Origin of the sequence: Terracoccus sp. 273MFTsu3.1 (assembly GCF_000383675.1) — a bacterium.
In the GTDB taxonomy this organism is placed as follows: domain Bacteria; phylum Actinomycetota; class Actinomycetes; order Actinomycetales; family Dermatophilaceae; genus Terrabacter.
Genome location: NZ_KB911826.1, coordinates 48,420 through 71,923, shown reverse-complemented (window position 1 = coordinate 71,923; position 23,504 = coordinate 48,420). Strand labels below are relative to the sequence as shown.

Genomic DNA, 23,504 nt, shown 5'->3' with positions numbered 1-23,504 from the left:
CTCCCGGGCGGGACGGCATACGACTCCGGTATGACGGCCGGGACGGGTGCGTACGACGAAGGGCCGGGGACGTGATGTCCCCGGCCCCTCGGCCGTGCTGGCGGATCGCTGCGGTCAGCGCTCCGTGCCGGTCAGCCCCGCGTCGGGATAGACCTGGTCGTCGGGCACGGGCGGCCCGGCCGTGATGTTGACCCCGAGCGCCTCGTCGAGGGCAGCGCCCTCGGGAAGCTCCGGGAGGTCGTCGGCCGGACGGTGCGCCGCGTCCGGGTGGGCCATGTCGGAGAAGGTGAACTTCTCCGCCTTGCCCTCACCCTCGGTGTCGACCTTGACGTACTGGCCGGACGCGAAGTCCCCGAACAGGATCCGCTCCGACAGGGCGTCCTCGATCTCGCGCTGGATGGTGCGGCGCAGCGGGCGCGCACCGAGCACGGGGTCGTAGCCCTTCTTGGCGAGCAGGTCCTTGGCGGCCTGCGTGAGCTCCATGCCCATGTCCTTGTCCTTGAGCCGCTTGTCGAGCTTGGCGATCTCGAGGTCGACGATCTGGATGATCTCGTCGCGGCTCAGGTGCGGGAAGACGATCGTGTCGTCGACACGGTTGAGGAACTCGGGCCGGAAGTGCTGCTTGAGCTCGTCGGTGACCTTCGCCTTCATCCGCTCGTAGTCCGAGCGGCTGTCGGGTCCGGCCGAGAAGCCCATGTTGGCCTTGGAGATGTCCCTCGTGCCGAGGTTGGTCGTCATGATGATGACCGTGTTCTTGAAGTCGACCATCCGACCCTGCGAGTCGGTGAGGCGGCCGTCCTCGAGCACCTGCAGCAGCGAGTTGAAGATCTCCGGGTGGGCCTTCTCGACCTCGTCGAAGAGCACGACGGAGAACGGCTTGCGGCGCACCTTCTCGGTGAGCTGGCCGCCCTCCTCGTAGCCGACGTAGCCGGGAGGCGAGCCGAACAGGCGGCTCACCGTGTGCTTCTCGGAGTACTCGGACATGTCGAGCTGGATCAGCGCGTCCTCGCTGCCGAAGAGGAACTCGGCGAGCGTCTTGGCGAGCTCGGTCTTACCGACACCGGTGGGGCCGGCGAAGATGAACGAGCCACCCGGACGGCGCGGGTCCTTCAGGCCGGCACGGGTGCGACGGATCGCCTGGGACAACGCCTTGACGGCGTCGTCCATGCCGACGATTCGCTTGTGCAGCTCGTCCTCCATGTGGAGCAGTCGGCTCGACTCCTCCTCGGTCAGCTTGAAGACCGGGATGCCGGTGCTCGCAGCCAGGACCTCGGCGATGAGCTCCTCGTCGACCTCGGCCACGACGTCCATGTCGCCCGACTTCCACTGGGCCTCACGGGCGGCCTTCTCCTGGCGCAGGCGCTTCTCGTCGTCGCGGACGCGAGCCGCGCGCTCGAAGTCCTGGCCGTCGATGGCCGACTCCTTCTCGCGCACGAGCGCGGCGATCTTCTCGTCGAACTCGCGCAGGTCCGGCGGAGCCGTCATCCGACGGATGCGCAGTCGCGCGCCCGCCTCGTCGATGAGGTCGATGGCCTTGTCGGGCAGGAAGCGGTCGTTGACGTAGCGGTCGGCCATGTTGGCCGCCGCGACGAGCGCACCGTCGGTGATCGTCACGCGGTGGTGGGCCTCGTAGCGGTCACGCAGACCCTTGAGGATCTCGATGGCGTGCGGCAGCGTCGGCTCCTGCACCTGGATCGGCTGGAAGCGCCGCTCGAGGGCCGAGTCCTTCTCGATGTGCTTGCGGTACTCGTCGAGCGTCGTCGCACCGATCGTCTGCAGCTCACCGCGGGCGAGCATCGGCTTGAGGATCGACGCGGCGTCGATGGCGCCCTCGGCGGCACCCGCACCGACGAGCGTGTGGATCTCGTCGATGAAGATGATGATGTCGCCGCGGGTGCGAATCTCCTTGAGGACCTTCTTCAGCCGCTCCTCGAAGTCACCGCGGTAGCGGCTGCCGGCCACGAGCGAGCCGAGGTCGAGGGTGTAGAGCTGCTTGTCCTTGAGCGTCTCGGGCACCTCGCCCTTGACGATGTCCTGGGCGAGACCCTCGACGACGGCGGTCTTGCCGACGCCGGGCTCGCCGATGAGGACCGGGTTGTTCTTCGTGCGGCGGGACAGCACCTGCATGACCCGCTCGATCTCTTTCTCACGTCCGATGACCGGGTCGAGCTTGCCCTCGCGGGCAGCCTGCGTGAGGTTGCGACCGAACTGGTCGAGCACGAGGGAGCCCGCGGGCGTTCCCTCGGCCTGGCTCTGGCCAACGCCGGCGCCAGCCTTCTCGCCGCCCTGGCCACCCTGGTAGCCGGAGAGCAGCTGGATGACCTGCTGGCGGACCTTGTTGAGCTCCGCGCCGAGCTTGACGAGGACCTGGGCGGCGACGCCCTCGCCCTCGCGGATCAGGCCGAGCAGGATGTGCTCGGTGCCGATGTAGCTGTGGCCGAGCTGGAGCGCCTCGCGGAGCGAGTACTCGAGGACCTTCTTCGCGCGGGGCGTGAAGGGAATGTGGCCGGTCGGGGCCTGCTGCCCCTGGCCGATGATCTCCTGGACCTGGGCCCGGACCGCTTCGAGCGAGATGTCGAGCGATTCGAGGGCCTTCGCGGCGACGCCTTCGCCTTCGTGGATCAGACCCAGGAGGATGTGCTCGGTCCCGATGTAGTTGTGGTTGAGCAGGCGAGCTTCCTCCTGCGCGAGGACAACCACCCTTCGGGCCCTGTCGGTGAACCGTTCGAACATGTTCTTCTCCTGACTGATCGAGAGACATCTCGATGCTATCCGTGCCCGCTGTGGACGAGCACACCCCGACCAACGCCGGTGGTGTCCCTCCTGTTCCCCATCCTGAGCGTGATCGGCTCAGGTTCAGCCGCTGTTCGCCGTGAGCGGACAGATGCCGTGAGGCGTGTCGTGATCCTTGCGTATGCCGTGTCGTACCCGTCCAGTGTCCGCCCGCACTGTTGCGCCCGCGTTTCCCACCCGTGTCGGGCGGGTCGCCGCGGTCCGGTCAGGCCGGGATCGCGAGGTCGCCGGGCCGGCTCGGGAAATGTCGGCGCCACTCGTCGCGGAGTCGAATGGACGGCATGCCGGCCCGGCGCATGGCGCGCGTGATCCGCGCGAGCGTCTTCGCCGGCGTCGCGTAGAGGTCGTGGGACACGATGACCAGCCGCCGGATCCGCTCGTCGTCGAGTGTCTCGTCGCGACCGATGTCGCTGAGCCACTGCTCGTCCGACTCCGCGTGCTGCCTGCCGTCGTACTCGATGATCAGTCGGAAGGGGAGGTAGGAGAGGTCGTAGCGCCGGAGCAGGGTCCCGTCGTGGTCGTGCACCCGGTGGTCGACCCTGGCTCGGGCAGTCCGGCGAGCACGATGAGCAGCCGCAGGCGCGTCTCCATCGGTGAGTCGACACCCGCGCGGACGAGCGCCGCTGCTCGGCGGGCCAGTCGGGAGTACGGCCCTCGACGGGCACGAGTAGCCGACACGAGCTCATCCGGGGTCGTCCGTCGGCGCCGCACCAAGGAGTCACCCAGCACGACCAGGTCGACGAGGGTCAGGCAGTGGGCCAGGTCCAGGAACGTCTGCACCGGCGACGTCATCCGGATGCCTCGCCACAGCACCACCTGCTGCTAAGCCTTCGCCCGGTGCCCCGTCAACCCGGCTCCCTTGACCCGCAACCGACGCGAGGTCACATGGACGTCGGGGTGGTCGGGCGCCGCTGCCCCCAGGAGCCGGGCAGCCGTGTGGTGCGAGACGTAGCTTCCGGGCTCGGCGACCAGCAATGCGGCCTCGGCGAGCTCGAGGTCGCCCACCGGGGTTCGATGTCGGACGTAGACCCCGTGGAAGAGCGCCCGGTAGCTGCGGCGCAGCTGGCCGTCCGACAGGTGTCTCGCCTCGGACCGAAGAAACGGCCGTCCCTCGTTCAGGGTCATGGCCCGACCATCTCCCAAGGGCGAGGACCCCTGCCCGCGCTCTCCACAGCACCGTCGGTTTGGGGGCCGCGGCGCCTGAGGGTGCGGGGTTTGGCGCCTGATCCCGTCGGTTTGGGTGCCGCGGCCCGCAAAGGTGCGCGCCCCGACGGTTTGAGGGCCGCGGCGCCCGAAGGTGGGGTCGGCGCGCGAGCTGCGCCTTGGCTGGGTTGGCGTACGCCTCGTGCCGGGGTCAGGCTTTTCGGTGGGCGAAGCGGTCGTGGAGGTCGCGGACCTCGGCCTCGAGCTCGGGGGCCGGCCCGTCGACGACCGCGCCGGGCACGACGTCGCGGATCGACAGCGGCGCGACCGGCGACGGGGCCGAGCCCCACGCCGACCGCCACGTGGTCAGCTGGGCCGAGCTCACGGCATACGCGATCCGGCCGAGGCCGACCCAGGCGTGCGCGGCCGAGCACATGGGGCAGTGCTCGCCCGAGGTGTAGACGGTCGCGGACGCGCGCTCGGGCGCGGTCAGGTGGGCGCCGGCCCACCGCGCGATGGCGAACTCGGGGTGCTGGGTCTCCTCGAGCTCGATGACGTGGTTGTGGTCCTCGAAGAGCACCTGGCCGTCGCCCGAGACGAGGACCGAGCCGAACGGCTCGTCGCCGCGCTCCAGCGCCAGCCGCGCGAGCGACACGGCTCGCCGCAGGTGCTCGAGGTCGGTCGCGTCGAGGCTCATGCGACCCTCCCCGTGACGAGGGCGAACGTGACGAACGCGCCGCCGTCGGCCTCCAGCATCCCCTGCACCGGCGACGTGGGCTGTCCCTTGAGCTCCATGACGGCACGCTCCCACAGCAGCCAGTTCGCGCACGCGTCCGGCTGGTTGCGGGCCGTGACGGTCGTGAAGGCGCGGCTGAACTCCCACTGGCTGCGCAGCCAGTCCGCCGTGTGCCAGGCCGCGGACTCCGCGCCCACGACGCGGTCGATGTGCTCGGGGATCTCGCCGAGCTCGCGCACCTCGGTCGTCAGTGCGGGCGTCGCGACCCCGAGCTGGCCACCCGGCTTGAGGAAGGTCGCGAGGTAGGGCGGGTAGTGGTCGCCGGTGCCGAAGTACTCCCACGCGTCGATGCTGACGATGGCGTCGAACGAGCCCCGGCCGAAGGGGAGCGCGTGCGCGTCGACCCGCGTCGCGAGGACGCGGTCGTCGACGCCCTCCTTGCGGAAGACCGCGGCGGCCTCGGTGGGGTCGACCCACAGGTCGGCGGCCACGACGCTGACGCCGTACTCCCGTGCGAGGAAGACCGACGTCGCGCCCAGTCCGGAGCCGAGGTCGAGCACGCGCATGCCCGGACGCAGGTCGAGGTCGGCGGCGAGGTCCTCGAGCAGCCACAGCGGATGCGGGCCCATGTCGAGGTCGACGAGCCACTTCGCGTCGTAGCCGTTCGACTTCGGGTAGGCGTCGCGGGTCAGGTGGTCGAGGGCTGGCATGACCCGATCCTCCGGGACGGCGACGGAGCCGTCGAGCGAGTTCCACTCCCCGAACCCCGTCGTCGGGCCCCGGCTGGTCCATGATGTGACGGTTCGCACGCCACAGGGGACACAGGGAGCGCCGTGATGACGACGACCGGAACGACCATCCGCAGACGCCTCGTCGTCGCGCTGACCGCCTTCGTCGGGCTCGCGGCGCTGCTCGTCCCGGCGACGCCCTCGTCGGCCGCGACGCCCCCGCCGCCGGTCTCGGGCATCACCGTCACCGAGCGCACGGCCCACCGGATCACGATCAGCTACACCGTCCCGGCGGCGTACTACAGCCCGGGTGGTGGCGGGGTCGTGCGCCTGACGCGTGGCTACACGCCGGCGGCGTCCCCGACGGCGGGGTATGCCGTCCCGGTCACCGGGCGCACCGCACGCACGACGCTCACCCCGGCTCTCACCCCGAACGTGGCCTACACGTTCGCCGTCTGGGTCAGGGCGAACGGTCTCTACTCGGCCCGACGCACCGTCACCGTCGTCACGCGCCCCGACGTCGTGGCGGACCTCCGCGCCGTCGCCTCGGTGACCCCGCCGTCCTACGACCTCGGCGCGGCGCAGGTCCGTCTCTCGTGGCGCAACCCCACCGGCCCCCTCAAGGCCGTCCGCCTCATCCGCAACGTGGCGCCGACGACGACCGGGGGCACGGTGGTCACGCTGAGCGGCTCCGCCACCTCGTTCGTCGACACCGCACTGCCCGCGCAGGTGTGCGGCTCGCGAGGCGGCACGGGGTGCAGCACCGAAGCCGTCCACTACTGGGTCATCCCGGAGTCGACGGTCGGCGGCTTCGCCGACCGCTACGTCCGCGCCGACGTCGTCGTGGGCAGCCGCACGATCACCGGCACCGTGTCGGGTGGCAACGCCACGGTCGTCGCCCTGTGCTGCCAGAACCTCTTCGACGCCGAGGACGCGCTGATCGCCGGTGCCGCGGCCGACCCCGCGGTCGACGGTGGCGCCTTCACGATCCACGTGCCGCCGGGCGTCTACACCGTCTGCACGTTCGCCGCGAACCCGCCGCGCAACCAGGTGGGCACGTGCTGGAGCACGGCCGGCGGCGGGACCACGGACACGTGGTGGGAGGTTGGGGGAGACCCCGCGCCGACCATCGACGTGCGCACGGCGACGTCGTACTCCGGCGTGCGGCTCTAGGGCCGGTCCGGGCGGGTCACCCGACCCGGACGAGGCGCTCCGGGGTGAGGTCGTCGAGGGACGTGCACCCGGTCAGCGCCAGCTGGAGGTCGAGCTCGGCGCGCAGGTTGCGCAGCACCTCCGACACCCCGTCGGCACCGGCGAGAGCCAGCCCGTAGACGTGTGGTCGCCCGATGCCGACGGCCGACGCGCCGAGGGCCAGCGCGACGAACGCGTCCGCGCCGCAACGGATCCCGCTGTCGAAGATCACCGGCGCAACCGACCCCGCACCGCGCACGGCCCCGACGACTCCGGGAAGTGCGTCGAGCGCGGCGACCGACCGGTCGACCTGCCGGCCCCCGTGGTTGGAGACGTAGACGCCGTCGACCCCGGCGTCCACGGCGCGTCGGGCGTCGTCGGGGTGCAGGATCCCCTTGAGCACGATCGGCAGGCTCGTCATCGCCCGCAGCCGCGGCAGGTCGTCCCACGTCAGCGACGGACGGCTGAAGACGTCGAGGAACGTCTCGACCGCGGCGCGCGGCTCGGGTGCCGTGAGGTTGTGCCGGGTGTCGCCCGGGTGGTTGCGGCTCATCGAGACGAGCGTCGCGACCGCAGCCGGTGTGGGCCGCGGCCGGGCGACCGGCGCGGCGGCCGCCACCCGCTCGCGGACGAGCCGCTGGAAGACGGGGTCCGACGTGTACTGCGCGATGCCCTCGCCGCGGGCGAAGGGCAGGTGCCCGAGGTCGAGGTCGCGTGGACGCCAGCCGAGGTATGCCGTGTCGAGCGTGACGACGAGGGCGTCGCTGCCGCACGCCTCGGCGCGCGAGACGAGGCTCTCGACGAGGTCGTCGTCGCTGCTCCAGTAGAGCTGGTACCAGTGCCCCGAGCCGGCGAGGGCGCGGGCGACGTCCTCCATCGGCACCGAGGCCTGGGTGCTGAGGATCTGGGTGATGCGCTGCTCACGGGCACCGCGGGCGACGGCGAGGTCGGCCTCGTCGTCGGCCATCGACAGGACCCCGACCGGGGCGACGAGGAAGGGGCTCTCGTGTCGACGGCCGAACAGCTCGACGGACGTGTCGCGTGCGGTCGTGTCGACGAGCATCCGGGGCACGACGCGCCACCGGGAGAAGGCGGCGACGTTCGCGTCGGCGCTCGCTTCGGAGCCGGCCGAGCCTGCGACGTAGGCGAACCCGCGTTTCGACATAACCTTGCGGGCCGCCGCCTCGAGCTGCGTGCCGTCGGTCGGGACCGCCGGTCGGCGGCCGAAGGCGCCGGCCCGGTAGATGGCCGACTGGACGGTCCGTCCGATGCCCTCCTGCGGCATACGAGCTCCTCTGGTCGCCGGAGCCCGGTCCGCGACGGTGCGGTCTGGGTGCTGCGCCCATCCTGCTACGCGGCCGACCCGGGGGTCACCACGAGATCGAGATGTTCTCGCGCCACCAGCGCTCGAGCTCCGTGACGGGCTCCGCCGGCTCGGTAGCGCCGCGGCTCCACAGTCGCAGGTAGAGGTCGACGGGGTCGCCGGTCAGGACGTGGTCGGCGTCGGCACCGCCGGAACCACCGGACCCCGACCGGACCCGGCTGGTCCGGATCGGCCGGCCGGTGTCGAGGTCGACGAGCCACGCGACGTCGGCGCCGTCGGGGCGCACGAGCAGCCGGGTCGGAGCGCCGGGTGAGGCTCCCTCCTTGCGGCGGGTGACGAAGCCGACGAGCAGCTCGTCGATGCCGTCGAGCGCGACGGCGGGCCGGATCCACGTCTCGTCGGCGCGCGCGGGCCGTCCGAGCCGGGCCCCGAGCGCGTCGACGGCGTGGACCGTCGTCTCGTGGCACTGCCGGCGCGTCCAGAAGAGCCGTGGGGCAGGCGCGTCCTTGAGGAACACGACCGCGTCGAGGTCGTCCGGCGCATCGACGATGGCCTGGAGCAGCGCCGTCGCCCCGTCGTCGAACCAGCCGAGCAGGTCGGAGGACTCGCGGCCCTCACGCTCGAGCGGCTCCGGTGGCTCGACGGGCTCGCCGCGCAGGTGGCTCGCGGCCCAGCGGTGGACCATGCCCTGGTGGACGACGAGGTCGAGCACCGTCCAGTCGGGGCACGTCGGGACGGGCGAGTCGAGGCCGGCGGCCATCGCGTTGGCGCGCAGCACGGTCGCGGCGCCCCCGAGGGCCTCGCCGAGGTCGTCGAGGGTGACGCCGAGCGGTCCGGGCGCGGCGAGGGCGGCGTCGTCGATCGTGGGCATCAGAGCCTCTGCACGTCCCGGGCCAGCAGCGCGAGCGCCGTCGACCCCTTCTCTGTGGCGACCTTCGCGTCGACGGACGAGTAGGTGAGGCGCACGAGCACGTTGCCCACCTGCACGACGCCGACGTAGTCGTGGCGGGTCTCGTCCGGGGAGGTCCGGGTCACGTCGACCCGGCCGAGCGGCATACCCTCCGCCACGTCGCGGCGTTGGTTGGCGACGGTCGTCGTGATGCCCTTGGCCGGCCGGGGTGCCCGACAGGCCTGCGCCGCGGCGAGCAGCGGCTCGGCCGCCTGCGCCGCGGACGCGAGGTCGGGGTAGGTGATCGCGGCGACGTCGGCGCGGACGCCTCCCGGTCCTTCCCAGGAGCGGGCGTATGCCGTCGGGCCGGCGTCCCGGGCCACGGTGGGCCCGGCGGGGCACGACGTGAGGACGGCCTCGGTCACCGACTCGTCGTCCGTGCGGGTCAGCCCCCGGAGGTCGTGACCACGGAAGTAGGCGGCGACGGCTGCGGTGGCGTGCACGCGGGCTGGCACGACGCTCGACGGCGGGGTGAGCGGCGGGTCGTCGGCGGCGGGGCTCGTCGAGGCACCGGTGGCGCCTGCCGTTCCGGCCGAGCCGACCGGGCTGGTGGCGGCAGACGGCGTCGCGGTCGGCTGGCCGCAGGCGGCGAGCACGAGAGGCAGTGCCACGGCGGCGAGGGCGGCGGGCACGGGTCGTCGGGTGGCGGTCGGGCGAGCCATGGCAGCGAGTCTGCCCCATGGGCCCGAGGACGAGCCCGAGGGACCGGGCGGGCCGCATGCGTGCCGGAGGAGCGGAGGGGACCGGCGGGCGCCGGCTGCCGGCGGCGGTAGATTTGCCCGGCGGGACGGTCACCACCGTCCGCCGCCGTGACCCGAGCGACATCCCGAGCACCACCCGGAGGCCCCCGTGGACGCCAGCGACCTGCTGCGCAACTCGCTCCTGCAGCTGTCCAAGCAGGAGAAGATCCGAGACGTCATCGAGAAGGCGCCCGTGTCGCGCTCGGTCGTCAAGCGCTTCGTGCCCGGTGCCGAGCGTGCCGACGTCGTCGGGGCCGCCTCCGAGATCGCGGCGTCCGGCCGCCTCTCGACGATCGACTACCTCGGCGAGGACACGACCGACCTCGCCCAGGCCCGGAACACGCGCGACGCCTACCTCTCGCTGCTCACCGCGCTGCGCGACCAGGGCCTCACCGAGGGTGGCTCCGTCGAGGTCTCGCTCAAGCTGAGCGCGCTCGGGCAGGCGCTGCCGGGTGACGGCAACGCCATCGCGCTCGACCACGCCCGTGAGATCTGCGAGCTGGCCCGTCAGGCCGGCACGACCGTGACCCTCGACATGGAGGACCACACGACGACCGACCTGACCCTCGACGCGCTGCGTGACCTGCGGGCCGACTTCCCGACCGTCGGGGCCGTGCTGCAGGCCTACCTCTACCGCACCGAGGCCGACTGCCGGGACCTCGCCCACGCCGGGTCCCGCGTCCGTCTCTGCAAGGGCGCCTACAAGGAGCCCGAGTCGGTCGCCTTCCAGTCCGGGGCCGACGTCGACAAGTCCTACGTCCGGTGCCTCAAGATCCTCATGCAGGGCGAGGGCTACCCGATGGTGGCCTCGCACGACCCGAGGCTCATCGAGATCGCCGGGGCGCTCGCGGGCCAGGCCGGTCGCGACCCGAGGTCGTTCGAGTACCAGATGCTCTACGGCATCCGGCCCGAGGAGCAGAAGCGCATCTCCGACCGCGGCGACCAGATGCGCGTCTACATCCCGTACGGCCAGGAGTGGTACGGCTACCTCATGCGCCGGATGGCCGAGAAGCCCGCCAATGTCATGTTCTTCCTGCGCGGCGTCGCGACCAAGAGCTGAGCGGAGACCCACGATGACGACGACGGCCATCTTCGGTGCGGGGGTCATGGGCGAGACCCTCGTCTCCGGCCTCATCCGCTCGGGCCGCACGCCCGGCGACCTCCTCGTCACGGGACGCACGCCCGAGAAGGTCAACGCGCTCGCCGAGCGTCACGGGGTGCGCGTGCTGGCCAACCCCGAGGCGGCCGACGTCGCCGACACGCTCGTGCTCTGCGTCAAGCCGCAGGACATGGCGGCGCTGCTCGACGAGATCCACGACCACGTCGCCCCCGGCAACGCCGTCATCTCGCTGGCTGCCGGCATCACGACGGAGTTCCTCGAGTCGCGGCTGCCCGAGGGCACGTCGGTCATCCGCGTCATGCCCAACACCCCGGCGCTCGTCGACCAGGGCATGGCCGGCATCTCGCCCGGCAGCCACTGCACAGACGACCACCTCGCCGAGGCCGAGGCGCTGCTCAGCTCGTGCGGCCGGGTCGTCCGGCTCGCCGAGAAGCACCTCGACGCCGTCACGGCGATCTCCGGCAGCGGCCCCGCCTACATCTTCTACGTCGTCGAGGCGATGATCGAGGCCGGCGTCGTGCTCGGTCTGCCGCGCGCCACGGCCACCGAGCTCGTCGTCCAGACGCTCTACGGGGCGGCGACGATGCTCAAGGAGACCCGCGAGCACCCGACGGTCCTGCGCGAGCAGGTCAGCTCGCCCGGCGGCACGACGGTGGCGGCGCTGCGCCAGCTCGACGACCACAAGGTCCGGGCCGCCTTCGTCACGGCCATCGAGGCTGCGGCGGCGCGCTCGAAACAGCTGGCGTCCGGCCAGGTCTGAAGGCATCGTGGGGTGATGGCCGAGCCTCACACCCACGACCAGCGTCTGCACCTGCACCCCGTCTCGCCGGAGGACTGGGAGTCGCACCGCGACGTCCGGCTCGCGATGCTTCAGGAGGCCCCCGACGCCTTCTGGTTCACCTACGCCGACGAGGCCGCCTACGACGAGGCCGACTGGCGCGAGCGGATCGAGGGCGCCTGGCTCGTGCAGGCCCGCGACGCCTCGGGGGTGCTCGGCAGCGCGGGGCTCGGCTCCCACTGGGAGCCCGAACGGGCCACGACCGCAACGCTGTTCGGCATGTACGTCGCACCCGAGGCCCGCGGTCGCGGTGTCGGCGAGGCGCTGGTCCGGGCCGTCCTCGAGCAGGCGAGGCGCCTCGGCAAGACCGAGGTCGTGCTCGAGGTGACGAGCTCCAACACGGTCGCCGAGGGGTTGTACGCTCGGTGCGGGTTCGTGCGCACCGGCGCGGTCCACGACCACCCGCGGCGCCCGGACCTGCGCGAGATCGAGATGGTCCACCGCTTCTGAGTCACCCTGTCGGCCAGTCGGTCCCGAGGCGCACCCGAACGTTCACCGGCCCGCGGGTGCGGTCCGACAGGCTGTCGTGCGAAGGTGGACCCATGAGCGACATCACCGTGCGTCCCCTCGGCGAGGACGACTGGGAGGACTACCGTTCCGTCCGCCTCGCCGCACTGCGTGAATCGCCCGAGGCATTCGTGGCTTCGGTCGACGAGGAAGAGTCCTACGACGAGGACTTCTGGCGTGAACGCATGCAGCGCTCCGCACGGCTCGTGGCCGAGCGCGACGGCCGCGCCGTCGGCGTGGTCAGCGTGGGCACCGCCAAGGAGAGCGACGGCTCGGCCGGCGAGCTCTTCGGGCTGTGGGTGCGTCCCGAGGCCCGCGGCTCCGGCGTCGCCACCCACCTCGTCAAGGACGGCGCCTCGCTCGCGGCCGAGCGCGGCCACTCCCACCTCGTCTACTGGGTCGGCACCGAGAACGGCCGCGCCGTCGCCTTCGCGAGCGGGATGGGGTTCCGCCCCACCGACTACCGCCGGCCGATGGGTGTCGTCAGCGAGGAGGACGGCGAGGAGGAGATCGCCATGGTCCTGCCGCTCGGCGCCGACAACGGACCGACGCTGCGCCTCTGAGCCGGCGGCGCGCCCCCGGCCACCAGGCACGTCACGAACCCACCGCCCCCGCGCTCGGGACGGTGGGTTCGTCTGTGCCGGAGGCGAGCCCGTCCTCAGGGGCGCGCGGCGAAGCGTTCGATGAGCTCGACGGGCCCGCTGACGATGAGCATGTGGTGCGCCGAGATCTTCGTCTGCGGGACGGCATACGTGAAGTCCTCGCCGGGAGCCTTGACGCCGACGACGGTGACGCCGTACTTGCGGCGGATCTGGCTCTGCTCGAGCGTGAAGCCGATCGTCTCGGCCGGCGGCTTCAGCTTGACGATGGCGAAACCGTCGTCGAACTCGATGTAGTCGAGCATCTTGCCGTTGACGAGGTGGGCCACGCGGCGACCGGAGTCGGCCTCGGGCGAGATGACGTGGTGCACCCCGATGCGGTCGAGGATGCGCTTGTGCTCGGGGGACAGGGCCTTCGCCCAGATCGAGGGGACGCCCGCGTCGACGAGGTTGGCAGCCGCGAGGACCGACGACTCGACGGACGAGCCGATGCCGACGATCGCGATCCGCGGCTCCGCGTGGCGGATCATGTCGAGCGCCGTCGACTGCGCCATGTCGGCGTGCACGACCTTGGCCACCTTGTTGACGTAGCTCTCGGCGATGGCGTTGTCGCGCTCGACGGCGATGACCCGGTGGCCGAGCTTGGTGAGCTCGAGAGCGACGGCCGAGCCGAAGCGTCCCAGCCCGATGACGATGACGTCGTCGTCGAAGAGCCGGTTGCGGCCCATGGGTGTTACCTCCGTCGTCCGTGGCGCGTTTCCGCGATAGCGTCTCAATCATGCCAACTCAGGCCCGGGTCGTCTGGGACGCCTCCTTCACGAGGTACGACTTCGGCCCCACGCACCCGATGGCGCCCGCTCGCCTGGACCTCACGGCCCGGCTCTGCGACGCCCTCGGGGTCTTCGACGTCGACGGCGTCGAGGTGGTCGGTGCCGAGGTGGCCACCGACGAGCTGCTGGCCACCGTCCACGACGACGACTACGTCGCCGCGGTCAAGGCCGCGTCGACCGATCCCTCTGCCGCCGACGAGGCCTACGGCCTCGGCACCGAGGACGACCCGGCCTTCGTCGACATGCACGATGCCAGCGCCCGGGTCGTGTCGGGGACGGTCGACAGCTGTCGCGCCGTCTGGGAGGGCGAGGCCGAGCACGCCGTGAACTTCACCGGCGGCCTGCACCACGCGATGCGGGGCAAGGCGAGCGGCTTCTGCGTCTACAACGACATCGCCGTCGGCATCCAGTGGCTCCTCGACCACGGCGCCGAACGCGTCGCCTACGTCGACGTCGACGTGCACCACGGCGACGGCGTCGAGCGGATCTTCTGGGACGACCCCAGGGTGCTGACGATCTCGGTCCACGAGACCGGCCGAGCTCTCTTCCCGGGCACCGGATGGCCGAGCGACGTCGGCGGCCCCGACGCCGAGGGCACCGCCGTCAACGTCGCGCTGCCGCCCGGCCTCAGCGACGCCGGCTGGCTGCGCGCCCTGCACGCCGTCGCCATGCCGCTCATCCGTGCCTTCAAACCCGACGTGCTCGTCACCCAGCACGGCTGCGACACCCACGCGGAGGACCCCCTCGCGCACTTCGCCGTCACGGTCGACGCCCAGCGGGCGGCGGCCGACGCGCTCCACCGGCTCTCGCACGAGGTGTGCGAGGGCCGCTGGGTGGCCCTCGGCGGTGGCGGCTACGAGGTCATCGGTGTCGTGCCCCGCACGTGGACGCACCTGACCGCCATCGCAGCCCACGCCCCGATCCCGACGAGCACCGCGGTCCCCGAGGACTGGCGCGCCCACGTCGAGCAGATCTTCGGCCGTCCGGGTCCGCGACGGATGGGCGACCTGACCGCTGAGGACGGGCCGCTCTGGTGGCGCTCGTGGGAGATGGGCTACGACCCTGCGAGCGAGGTCGACCGCGCCGTCATGGCCACCCGCACGGCCGTCTTCCCGCTGCACGGGCTCGACGTCCACTTCGACTGAGTTATTGGCGCCTCGCTTCGCTGCGGCGCGTGCCCTGCTGTCGGCGCCTCGCTTCGCTGCGGCGCGTGCCGCGGCGCCCGTCAGGCGTCGCCTTCCTCCGCTCCGCTCGCTCGTTCCTCGCTCGCTGCGCTGCGTCCAGGCACCGTCGGCGCCGCGGCTCTGGGTCCTCTGCGCCTCACTCCGTTCCGGCGCGGGCGGCGGCGCCCGGTGGCGTCGCCTTCCTCCGCTTCGCTCGCTCGTTCCTCGCTCCCTGCGCTGCGTCCAGGCGACGCCGGCGCCTCCGCGTGGTGGTTTAGGTCCCGCTCGCCGGCGCCGCCGCCTGGTAACCGGGTTGGCTGGGCGTGCGTGTTGCGCCTAACCTTGGCGCACGGCGACGACGGGCCTGACGATCCTGAGCCGAGCACAACCAGAGGCCGACCGCGATCCGCGGCGGCGAAGGTGTGGTGGCACAGCGACATTCCCCATCGCCCACACCTCCGGGGCACCAACCCTCTGGAGGTGAACGGAATGCAACCGACCCAACCCACGACCCTTGCTCCGCGCGTGCTCGCGCGGGACCTCGCGTCCGTCGAGCCCGGCGAGCGGGTCACCCTCGCCGGCTGGATCCACCGGCGCCGCGTCCTCGCGAGCGTCACGTTCCTCGTGCTACGCGACCGTTCGGGCCTGGCCCAGGTCGTCGTCAAGGACCGCGAGACCGTCGACCAGCTCTCGGGTCTGCCCGAGGAGACCGTCGTCGAGGTGACCGGCACCGTGTCGGCCAACGCGTCGGCCCCCGGCGGTGCCGAGGTCGTCGAACCCGCGGTCACCGCGCTCACCGAGCCGGCGGTCGCCCCGCCGACCGAGCTGTGGCGCCCGACCTTCGGCGCCGGGCTGCCCACCCACCTCGACCACGCGGCGGTGACCCTGCGCCATCCGCGCCACCGGGCTGCCTGGCAGCTCGCGAGCGCGTCGATGCGCGGCTTCCGGGCGGCGCTCGGCGGCCTCGAGTTCACCGAGATCGCCACCCCGAAGCTCGTCGGCACGGCCACCGAGTCGGGCGCCAACGTCTTCACGGTCGACTACTTCGGACGCACGGGCTACCTCGCGCAGAGCCCGCAGCTCTACAAGCAGATGCTCGTCGGGGTCTTCGAGCGGGTCTTCGAGGTCGGCCCGGTCTTCCGGGCCGAGCCGCACGACACGGTGCGCCACCTCGCGCAGTACACCTCGCTCGACGCCGAGCTCGGCTTCATCCGTGACCACCACGACGTGCTCGCCGTCCTGCGCGAGGCGATCGCGGGCATGGTCGAGGGCATTCGGGAGTATGCCGCCGACGCCGCTGCGCTCCTGGGCGTCGAGCTGCCGCAAGTGCCGGAGCAGTTCCCCGTCATCCACTTCAGCGACGCCCTCGCGAAGGTCGGCGCGGACCCGGACGAGCCCGACCTCAGCCCCGCGCACGAACGCGCGCTCAGCGAGTGGGCGAAGACGGCATACGGCTCGGACTTCCTTGCGGTGGAGGGCTATCCGATGGGCAAGCGGCCGTTCTACACGCACCCGCAGCCGGGCGACGAGCGGTGGAGCAACAGCTTCGACCTGCTCTTCCGCGGGCTCGAGCTGACGACCGGAGGGCAGCGCCTGCACCGACCCTCGGACTACGCAGCGGCGATGGCTCGCACGGGGACCGACCCCGCGGTCCTCGCCGGCTACCTCGACGCCTTCGCCCACGGCATGCCTCCGCATGGCGGGTTCGCCATCGGTCTGGAAAGGTGGGTCGGGCGGCTGACAGGTGCCGAGAACATCCGCGAGGTGACCCTCTTCCCGCGCGACCTCCATCGCCTGGAGCCATGACGAGCCGGGAGATCCACAGTGATCCCACCGGCGTGTCGAGTTGCGCGTGATCGATTCGTTCTCTCGTTCGCTTCCCCTCCAGTCACATCTGCCCCTAATGTTGCTTCTTGCACCTGCGTGCAGTTTCGCCGGAGGGGAAGCCGTCGACGCGCGGGTGCAAACCCACCGAAGATCGGGGTAACACATGTCGAATGAGCGCCAGCTCGCCGAGGTGCGGTTTCTGACCGTCGCCGAGGTCGCCTCGATCATGCGCGTGTCGAAGATGACCGTCTACCGGCTCGTCCACGGCGGAGACCTTCCGGCCGTACGCGTCGGCCGCTCCTTCCGGGTTCCGGAGGATGCGGTGCACAAGTACCTCCAGACGTCCTACATCGACACCGCGTGACAGCAGCGTCACCACGCACCCGAGGGGGCGGCCGCGACCACCCGGTCCGGCCGCCCCCTCGGCGTCGGCGCAGGTGGGCTCGTTGATGCTTTTGGGGTAGGGAGCCCGCACGCGCTACCCTGTGAGCCTGTTCGGCTCGTGAAGTTCGACCTACCCCTCTCCGAGGGGTGTCGACGCAGGTCGGCACCAGCTCAGTTCGAGGACACGTCTCACGACAAGGACAAACATGGGTTCTGTCATCAAGAAGCGCCGCAAGCGGATGGCGAAGAAGAAGCACCGCAAGCTGCTGCGCAAGACGCGCCACCAGCGTCGCAACAAGAAGTGACCTGACCAGCTCAGGTAGACCGGCGGCATCGCCCCGCACGCTCTCGACCCTCACCTCCGGTGGGGGTCGTTCGCGTTCCCGGGGTCGGTCGGACACCGAGCCTCGACGAACGCCCATGGAGAGCCTCGACACATCGGACCATCCGGGGCCGCGCCCGGGTACGGATCGAGCAGGGTCTCGGTAGGCTGCGAGGGCGGGGGAGCGAGAACTCCTCCGCAGCCCGCGCCACCCTCGAGTTCGCTCGAGCAGCGCCCGTGCACGACGTCCGCACCGACCGACGACAGGAGGATCCGATGGCCAAGGTCGTCCTGGTCACGGGGGTGTCCCGCTACCTCGGTGGCCTCTACGCCCGCAGGCTCTCGACGGATCCGTCGATCGAGCGCATCCTCGGCGTCGACGTCGTGCCACCGAAGCACTCCATCGGCCGTGCCGAGTTCGTGCGCGCCGACATCCGCAACCCCATGATCGGGCGCATCATGGCGCAGGCCGAGGTCGACACGGTCGTGCACATGAACGTCATCGCGACGCCCAAGGACTCCGGCGGCCGGGTGACCCAGAAGGAGATCAACGTCATCGGCACGATGCAGCTGCTCGCTGCGTGCCAGAAGTCCGAGTCGGTCTCGCGGCTCGTCGTGAAGTCCTCCGCTGCCGTCTACGGCTCCTCGCCCCGCGACCCGGCGATGTTCAGCGAGGACATGAACCCCAAGACCCTGCCGCGCACCGGCTTCGGCAAGGACTCCGTCGAGGTCGAGGGCTACGTCCGGGGCTTCTCGCGGCGCCGGCCCGACGTCGAGATCACGATGCTGCGCCTGGCCAACGTCGTGGGACCGAGCATCCACACGGCCATCACCGACTACTTCTCGCTGCCACTCGTGCCGATCCCGCTCGGCTACGACGCCCGTTTCCAGTTCATCCACGAGGACGACGCCACGGCAGCCATGATCCTCGCGACCACAGGGCCCCCCGCCGGGATCGTCAACGTCGCCGGCGACGGATTCCTCACCGTGACGCAGTGCACCGCCATCGCTCGGCGCCCGGTCGTCCCGGTGCCGCTCTCGGCCGCCGGTCTCATCGGCAACATCGTCAAGCGCAGCGGCTTCGCCGACTTCTCCTCCGACCAGCTGACCTTCCTCGCCTTCGGCCGCGGTCTCGACACGACCCGGATGCGCTCCGTCCTCGAGTTCGAGCCGCACTTCACCACGCGAGAGGCCTTCGAGGACTACGCGCGTCACCTGCGGCCCGCCGTGCCCGGCGTCGAAGGTGTCGGCGAGGTCGTCAGCGACGCTGCCGGCGGCACCGCCGCAGCCCTCTCCCGCGTCTTCGACAGGATCCAGCCGTGAGCGCCGACCCGAGCAAGGCCGCCGACTCGACGTCCGGCGAGGCCGAGCCGACGACGGCCACGTCCGCGCCGTCGACCTCCACGACGGGCGCACCGAAGAAGTCGGCGGGCACGAAGCCGACGACGACGAAGCCGAGAAAGGCGACGTCCGCGAAGGCGGCCAAGGAGAAGGCGGCCAAGGCGAAGGCGACGAAGACTCCGAAGGCGGCGAAGACTCCGAAGACGGCGAAGAGGACCGCGCCGGCGACGAAGGCCGCCGAGTCGGCCGCGGTCACGAGCGAGAGGCCCGCCGCGACCTCGGGCCGCCCGGCCCGGGGAGCCTTCGCTGCCGGAGCGGCCCGGGCCTCGGGCGAGCGTCGACGCCGCGCGGGCACGCCCCTCATCCCCACTGCTCCGGTCGAGGTGAGCGCCGCGCGACGCCTCGCGACCGGCGCGGGCGCCGACACCGTCGCCGACGACCTCATCGAGGCGGCGGTGACCGAGGGCCCGACCGAGCCCGAGTCCCGCACCGCTCGGACGCCGTCGAGCCGATCCGTGCGGGACGAGGCCCCGAACGCGCAGGCCGACGCCGGCGACTCGACCGAGCCTTCCGGACCCACCGGACCCACCGGGCCCACCGAGCCCACCCAGCCCGCTGAGCCCGACGAAGCCTTCGAGGTCGCCGACATCACCGAGCCCGGCGACCCCAGCGACACCCTGCCGGCCGAGCCCACCCCGCCACGGACCAGGCCGAGCCGCGCGTCGATGCGTTCGCAGCGTCGTGCGGGCGCGGGGGAGCCCGCCCGGCTGCGTGCCGTCCCGCCGGTCGAGGAGGCCGCCCCGCGTGGCGTCCGCCCCGAGACCGAGCCGGCCACGAGGCATACGCCCGCCGGCGACGGAGGTGGCTGGGAGCACGCGCTGACGTCGGGGCTGCAGTCGCGCGCCGAGAGGCTCGTCGGCGCGGTGCTCGACGGGGCCGAGCTCAGCTCGGAGTCCCGCCCGGGCCCGGCCGAGCTCGTCGAGCTCGCCGTCAACGTGCTGCGCGCCGCCGCCACCTCGGCGGGGGTGCCCGCCGAGGAGGTCGAGCGCCAGGTCGCCGAGACCCTCGCCTACCTCCGGCGGCGGCTCACGGGCGACTACGTCGTCGACGAGTTCGGCTTCGACGAGGACTACACCGTCAACGTCCACCTGCCGCTGCTGCGCCCGCTCTACCGCTCGTGGTTCCGGGTCGAGGTGCGCGGCATCGAGAACATCCCCGATGTCGGCGGGGCCCTCGTCGTCGGCAACCACTCCGGCACCGTCGCGATGGACTCCCTCATGACGCAGGTGGCCGTCTACGACGAGCACCCGCGCAACCGGCACCTGCGGATGCTCGGAGCCGACCTCGTCTTCCAGATGCCCTTCATCGGCACCATGGCCCGGCGTTCGGGCACGACCCTCGCGGCGAACTCCGACGCCGAGAGGCTCCTCAGCAGCGGCGCCCTCGTCGGCGTCTGGCCCGAGGGCTTCAAGGGGGTCGGCAAGCCGTTCAGCGAGCGCTACAAGCTGCAGCGCTTCGGCCGCGGCGGCTTCGTCTCGGCTGCCCTCCGCGCGGGCGTGCCGATCGTGCCGGTGTCGATCGTCGGAGCCGAGGAGATCTACCCGATCCTCGGCAACATGCCCGCCGTCGCGCGGCTGCTCGGGCTGCCGTACGCCCCGATCACGCCCACCTTCCCGCTGCTCGGCCCGCTCGGCATGGTGCCGCTGCCGAGCAAGTGGCTCATCGAGTTCGGGCCGCCCATCGAGACGACGAGCTTCGGGCCCGACGCCGCCGACGACCCCATGCTCGTCTTCGACCTCACCGACCAGGTGCGCGAGACGATCCAGCAGACGCTCTACAGCCTGCTCATGCAGCGCAAGTCCGTCTTCCTCTGACCGGTGCCCGCCGTGACCGCCGGTCACGGCGGAAACGCGCAGCGACCCGGACGGGTTCAGGTCAGGGCAGGACCTTGGTCGGCAGCGGCAACGGGACCGTGGGGACGCCGATGGGCACCGACGGCAGCGAGACCGTCACGCCGGGAAGCGTGACGCCGCCGCCGCCGACCCCGATCGTCGAGGAGGTGACGCCCACCCCCGGCAGGCTGACCGTGGCACCGGGGAGCGTGACGCCGCCGCCACCGACGCCCACGGACGAGCTCGTCACCCCGACGCCGGGCAGGTTGATCGTGCCGCCGGGCAGGGTGACGCGGCCGGTGACGGTGACGCCGGGCACGGAGACACCGGGCACCGGCACGCCGCCCGGGACGGTCACCGAGACCACCGGGGGCCGCGGTGCCGAACCGGTGGGCCGTGGGGTCGTCGTGGCCCCGGGTCGGGACGCCGCGGGGCCCGGGGCGGACGTGCCGCTCACCGGGCTGCTGGGCCGGACCGCACCGGGCAGTCGTGCCAGTGTCTGCCGGGCCTGGGTGGCCCGGTCGCCGCAGACACCGCAGGCGGCCAGCTCCCTCAGGGTGGCCACCTGGCCCGCGCCGAGGAGGTCGCGCAGACGCTGCCAGGACGCGAGCGAGTCGGCGGGCACCCGGGGTCGCATCGCGTCGACCTGCGGGATGGCGCGGGTGTAGAAGTCGGCCAGCTCGGTCAACGCCTCAGCGCGGTGCTCGGTGCGGTAGACCTCCATGAGGATGGTCTGGGCGCGCCCGGTCGCGTCCGTCGCGGCGTCGTAGGCCGTGTCGAGATCGTGGGTCGACGGCGAGCCGCCGTCGATGAGGTCGCGGGCGTCGGCGATGTGCTCCTGCGCCTGGGCGAGGTAGGTCAGGCCCTCGTCGTAGCGGGAGCCCGCCAGCTGGACTGCGGCCCGGTCGAGCAGCTGCTTGACGCCGTAGAGGGCGTCGCCGGGCACGGCCGAGCGGGACGCGAAGCCGAGGGCGCCGCCGATGACGAGGATGCTGGCGGCCGCGGTCGCGATGAACTTCAGCGGTCGCGCCGCGACGCGCAGGATCGACACGGTGCCACCGTCGCGCGGACCGTCACCGAGGGCATCGGCCCCGGCGGGTCCGCCCTCGTCGCCGTCGTCCGGGTCCGGGGGCGCGAGGGGGAGGAGCGGAGTGACCGCGGTGGCGTCGTCGGCGAGCAGACGGGCGCGCAGGTCGGAGACGAACTCGGCCCGCGGCGCCAGGCCGGCCTGGTCTACGGCCTGCACGGCGTGCAGCACCGCCACGAGCTCGAGGATGCCGGGCTCGGAGACCTGCTCGCCCTCGAGGGCGCGCTGGAGGAGCTCGCCGTCGGCGTTCGCCCCGATGTCCATGTCCCTCCTCCGTCTCTCGAGTCCGTGGGTCCGTCGTGCTGGTGTGCTGGCTGGTCGTGCTCGCTGGTCTGGTCGTGCTGGTCCTGCTCGTCGGTCGTCCCGTCAGGGCGGGTCGGACGCCCTCGCCCGACCCGGCGGCCCCGGCTGGGACGGCACGGCACGGCATACGACACGTGGTGCGGCGAGGGGTGGGTGGTGCGGGTCGTTCGTCAGGGGCCGGAGCACCGCCATCGCTGCCACCCCGCCGCCTGCGTTCACACGTTCCACGGTCGCGCCGGTCAGCGCGCCGAGTGTCGGTCCGGGCCCACACGCACCGTCCCTACGCCATGAGAACGACGAGGGTGCCGGTGGGGTTACGCGCATCACAGCTCGACTCCTTCGAGGGCCTTGCGCAGGGCCCGGGTCGCCCGTAGCTGGAGCTGCTTGACGGCTCCCTCGGACTTGTCGAGGACCTTCGCGGTGTCGGCGAGGCTGAGACCCTGGAGGAAGCGGAGGGTGATGCACTCGGCCTGGTCGGAACCGAGCTCCTTGATCGCCGAGACGAGGCGCTCGTCGCGCAGCCGCGTCAGCACCTCGGTGTCGGGGGCGTCGACCCGCTCGTCGGCGTCACGCATGTCGGCGGTCGCCACCTCGAAGCGGAACTTCGCCGACTTCACGTGGTCGGCGATGAGGTTGCGCGCGATGGTGACGAACCACGCCGCGATGTCCTTGCCCTGCCACGTGAACGAGTCGATCCGGCGCATCGCCCGGAGGAAGGTCTCGGACGTGAGGTCCTCGGCGAGCGCACGGTTGGCGACCCGGACGAGGACGTAGCGGAAGACCGTGTCGACGTAGACGTCGTAGAGCTGCGCGAAGGCCTCCTTGTCGCCGCCCTGGGCGAGCTCGACGAGGGCCGCGATGCGGGCCTGCTCGTCGGCGTCGCGCTCCGGGTGCCGCCGCCAGCCGGCTGTGCCCGGAGAGCCCGGGGAGGTGCGGGTCAGGCCACCGCCCTCGGCGCCCGCGTCGGCCAGGGCCGACCAGATGGCGTCGAGCGCCGAGCGCCACGTCGGCAGGGCGTATGCCGTGGGCGCGAGGATCGCCGGGACCGTGCCCGGGAGTGCCGCGCAGGCAGGCGTCATCGACACCCGCCCCGGGGTCGTTCCCGGTGCGAGGACAGGTGGGGGCCGACGACCCGACGTCCTGTTCGCGCGCATTGTGGACAGTCTGTCGGAATGCGCCCGCGCATGGGACCCCCATGACGTTTTGTGGTGCACCCGACGTCAGGCGCCGTGCGCGTGCCTACAGTGGTCGGCATGACGAGCGAGCAGCCCCTCGACGCTCCAGACCCTCCTGCTGTCCCGGCTGCCGGGGTCCCACCGCGGGTCGTCCTCCTCGGGCGCGCCGGATGCCATCTGTGCGACGAGGCGCGCGCCGTCGTCGAGCGGGTGGCGGGCGAGCTCGGCGTGAGCTGGCAGGAGCAGTCCGTCGATGACGACCCGGAGCTGCTGCGGCGCTACGCCGAGCAGATCCCGGTGACGTTCGTCGACGGGCGACGCCACGACTTCTGGCGGGTCGACGAGGCACGCCTGCGCGCCGCGCTCCGGTGACCTGCCTCACCGGGGCATCCCATGCCGTGGTAGGCCGTTTAAGTCAACTTTGTGCATGGGTTCACAAACGTCTAGCCTGATCGGGTCCCCACGTGCTCCACGTGTGGGAGAACGCCTCGTTCGAGAGGAGCCGGTGAGCA

At 72.0% G+C, this 23,504-nt stretch carries 23 protein-coding genes; 12 read left to right on the top strand and 11 right to left on the bottom strand.

Annotation, left to right across the window (positions count from 1 at the left end):
• Positions 1-114: 114 nt before the first annotated feature.
• The 5 genes from H283_RS25725 to H283_RS0118770 form a co-directional block, all read right to left on the bottom strand.
• Positions 115-2,733, bottom strand: a complete 2,619-nt coding sequence (locus tag H283_RS25725; protein ID WP_020145070.1) for an ATP-dependent Clp protease ATP-binding subunit — start codon at positions 2,731-2,733, stop codon at positions 115-117.
• A 265-nt stretch (positions 2,734-2,998) separates the two neighbouring features.
• Positions 2,999-3,319 (bottom strand): hypothetical protein, encoded by a 321-nt coding sequence (locus H283_RS27865; protein WP_020145069.1) that lies wholly within the window; start codon positions 3,317-3,319, stop codon positions 2,999-3,001.
• Positions 3,320-3,615: 296 nt separating this feature from the next.
• Positions 3,616-3,918 carry a hypothetical protein gene (locus H283_RS27860; protein WP_020145068.1) on the bottom strand — a complete coding sequence of 101 codons (303 nt, stop codon included), beginning with the start codon at positions 3,916-3,918 and terminating at the stop codon, positions 3,616-3,618.
• A gap of 229 nt (positions 3,919-4,147) precedes the next feature.
• On the bottom strand, positions 4,148-4,633 hold the full coding sequence (locus tag H283_RS0118775; RefSeq protein ID WP_020145067.1) for a nucleoside deaminase: 486 nt from the start codon (positions 4,631-4,633) through the stop codon (positions 4,148-4,150).
• A complete protein-coding gene (locus H283_RS0118770) occupies positions 4,630-5,382 on the bottom strand; it encodes a cyclopropane-fatty-acyl-phospholipid synthase family protein (RefSeq protein ID WP_028785734.1) in 753 nt (250 codons plus the stop codon). Before H283_RS0118770 ends, H283_RS0118775 begins: the two co-directional genes overlap by 4 nt.
• Positions 5,383-5,508: 126 nt before the next feature.
• Here H283_RS0118770 and H283_RS0118765 point away from each other — a divergent pair, with 126 nt between their 5' ends.
• A complete protein-coding gene (locus H283_RS0118765) occupies positions 5,509-6,573 on the top strand; it encodes a hypothetical protein (RefSeq protein ID WP_020145065.1) in 1,065 nt (354 codons plus the stop codon).
• A 16-nt stretch (positions 6,574-6,589) separates the two neighbouring features.
• Here the strand turns inward: H283_RS0118765 and H283_RS0118760 are convergent, their stop codons facing one another.
• The 3 genes from H283_RS0118760 to H283_RS0118750 all read right to left on the bottom strand — a co-directional run bounded on the left by H283_RS0118760 (position 6,590) and on the right by H283_RS0118750 (position 9,526).
• Complete coding sequence (locus H283_RS0118760) at positions 6,590-7,876, bottom strand: lactate 2-monooxygenase (protein WP_020145064.1); 1,287 nt, start codon at positions 7,874-7,876, stop codon at positions 6,590-6,592.
• A gap of 85 nt (positions 7,877-7,961) precedes the next feature.
• Complete coding sequence (locus H283_RS0118755; RefSeq protein WP_020145063.1) at positions 7,962-8,786, bottom strand: maleylpyruvate isomerase N-terminal domain-containing protein; 825 nt, start codon at positions 8,784-8,786, stop codon at positions 7,962-7,964.
• Entirely contained in the window at positions 8,786-9,526 is a 741-nt protein-coding gene (locus H283_RS0118750; protein ID WP_156023310.1) for a hypothetical protein, read from the bottom strand. The genes H283_RS0118755 and H283_RS0118750 overlap by 1 nt, the downstream gene beginning before the upstream one ends.
• A gap of 187 nt (positions 9,527-9,713) precedes the next feature.
• Between H283_RS0118750 and H283_RS0118745 the strand changes: the two genes are divergently transcribed.
• The 4 genes from H283_RS0118745 (at position 9,714) to H283_RS0118730 (ending at position 12,632) form a co-directional block, all read left to right on the top strand.
• The gene (locus tag H283_RS0118745; RefSeq protein ID WP_020145061.1) at positions 9,714-10,664 is read left to right on the top strand and encodes a proline dehydrogenase family protein; all 951 of its coding nucleotides are present in this window, start codon (positions 9,714-9,716) and stop codon (positions 10,662-10,664) included.
• 13 nt (positions 10,665-10,677) lie between these two features.
• Complete coding sequence (gene proC, locus H283_RS0118740; protein ID WP_020145060.1) at positions 10,678-11,484, top strand: pyrroline-5-carboxylate reductase; 807 nt, start codon at positions 10,678-10,680, stop codon at positions 11,482-11,484.
• 15 nt (positions 11,485-11,499) lie between these two features.
• Positions 11,500-12,012 (top strand): N-acetyltransferase, encoded by a 513-nt coding sequence (locus H283_RS0118735; RefSeq protein ID WP_020145059.1) that lies wholly within the window; start codon positions 11,500-11,502, stop codon positions 12,010-12,012.
• Between the two features lie 92 nt (positions 12,013-12,104).
• Positions 12,105-12,632 (top strand): GNAT family N-acetyltransferase, encoded by a 528-nt coding sequence (locus H283_RS0118730; RefSeq protein WP_020145058.1) that lies wholly within the window; start codon positions 12,105-12,107, stop codon positions 12,630-12,632.
• A 95-nt stretch (positions 12,633-12,727) separates the two neighbouring features.
• Here the strand turns inward: H283_RS0118730 and H283_RS0118725 are convergent, their stop codons facing one another.
• Entirely contained in the window at positions 12,728-13,396 is a 669-nt protein-coding gene (locus H283_RS0118725; protein ID WP_020145057.1) for a TrkA family potassium uptake protein, read from the bottom strand.
• Between the two features lie 50 nt (positions 13,397-13,446).
• On the opposite strand from H283_RS0118725, the gene H283_RS0118720 reads away from it, so the two are divergent.
• The 6 genes from H283_RS0118720 to H283_RS28490 all read left to right on the top strand — a co-directional run bounded on the left by H283_RS0118720 (position 13,447) and on the right by H283_RS28490 (position 20,409).
• Positions 13,447-14,643, top strand: a complete 1,197-nt coding sequence (locus tag H283_RS0118720) for an acetoin utilization protein AcuC (protein WP_028785732.1) — start codon at positions 13,447-13,449, stop codon at positions 14,641-14,643.
• A 507-nt stretch (positions 14,644-15,150) separates the two neighbouring features.
• Entirely contained in the window at positions 15,151-16,467 is a 1,317-nt protein-coding gene (aspS, locus tag H283_RS0118715) for an aspartate--tRNA(Asn) ligase (RefSeq protein WP_043650154.1), read from the top strand.
• 184 nt (positions 16,468-16,651) lie between these two features.
• A complete protein-coding gene (locus H283_RS0118710; protein WP_020145054.1) occupies positions 16,652-16,852 on the top strand; it encodes a helix-turn-helix domain-containing protein in 201 nt (66 codons plus the stop codon).
• Between the two features lie 226 nt (positions 16,853-17,078).
• Entirely contained in the window at positions 17,079-17,177 is a 99-nt protein-coding gene (locus H283_RS27330) for a 30S ribosomal protein bS22 (protein WP_003792170.1), read from the top strand.
• Positions 17,178-17,470: 293 nt separating this feature from the next.
• Positions 17,471-18,517, top strand: a complete 1,047-nt coding sequence (locus H283_RS0118700) for an NAD-dependent epimerase/dehydratase family protein (protein WP_043650178.1) — start codon at positions 17,471-17,473, stop codon at positions 18,515-18,517.
• Entirely contained in the window at positions 18,514-20,409 is a 1,896-nt protein-coding gene (locus tag H283_RS28490; RefSeq protein WP_020145052.1) for a 1-acyl-sn-glycerol-3-phosphate acyltransferase, read from the top strand. The genes H283_RS0118700 and H283_RS28490 overlap by 4 nt, the downstream gene beginning before the upstream one ends.
• A gap of 61 nt (positions 20,410-20,470) precedes the next feature.
• On the opposite strand, the gene H283_RS0118690 is transcribed toward H283_RS28490, so the two are convergent.
• Both H283_RS0118690 and H283_RS0118685 read right to left on the bottom strand, forming a co-directional pair.
• Complete coding sequence (locus H283_RS0118690; protein WP_020145051.1) at positions 20,471-21,778, bottom strand: DUF5667 domain-containing protein; 1,308 nt, start codon at positions 21,776-21,778, stop codon at positions 20,471-20,473.
• 362 nt (positions 21,779-22,140) lie between these two features.
• The gene (locus tag H283_RS0118685) at positions 22,141-22,896 is read right to left on the bottom strand and encodes an RNA polymerase sigma factor (RefSeq protein ID WP_051103691.1); all 756 of its coding nucleotides are present in this window, start codon (positions 22,894-22,896) and stop codon (positions 22,141-22,143) included.
• 165 nt (positions 22,897-23,061) lie between these two features.
• Between H283_RS0118685 and H283_RS26885 the strand changes: the two genes are divergently transcribed.
• A complete protein-coding gene (locus H283_RS26885) occupies positions 23,062-23,364 on the top strand; it encodes a thioredoxin family protein (RefSeq protein ID WP_020145049.1) in 303 nt (100 codons plus the stop codon).
• Positions 23,365-23,504 lie beyond the last annotated feature (140 nt).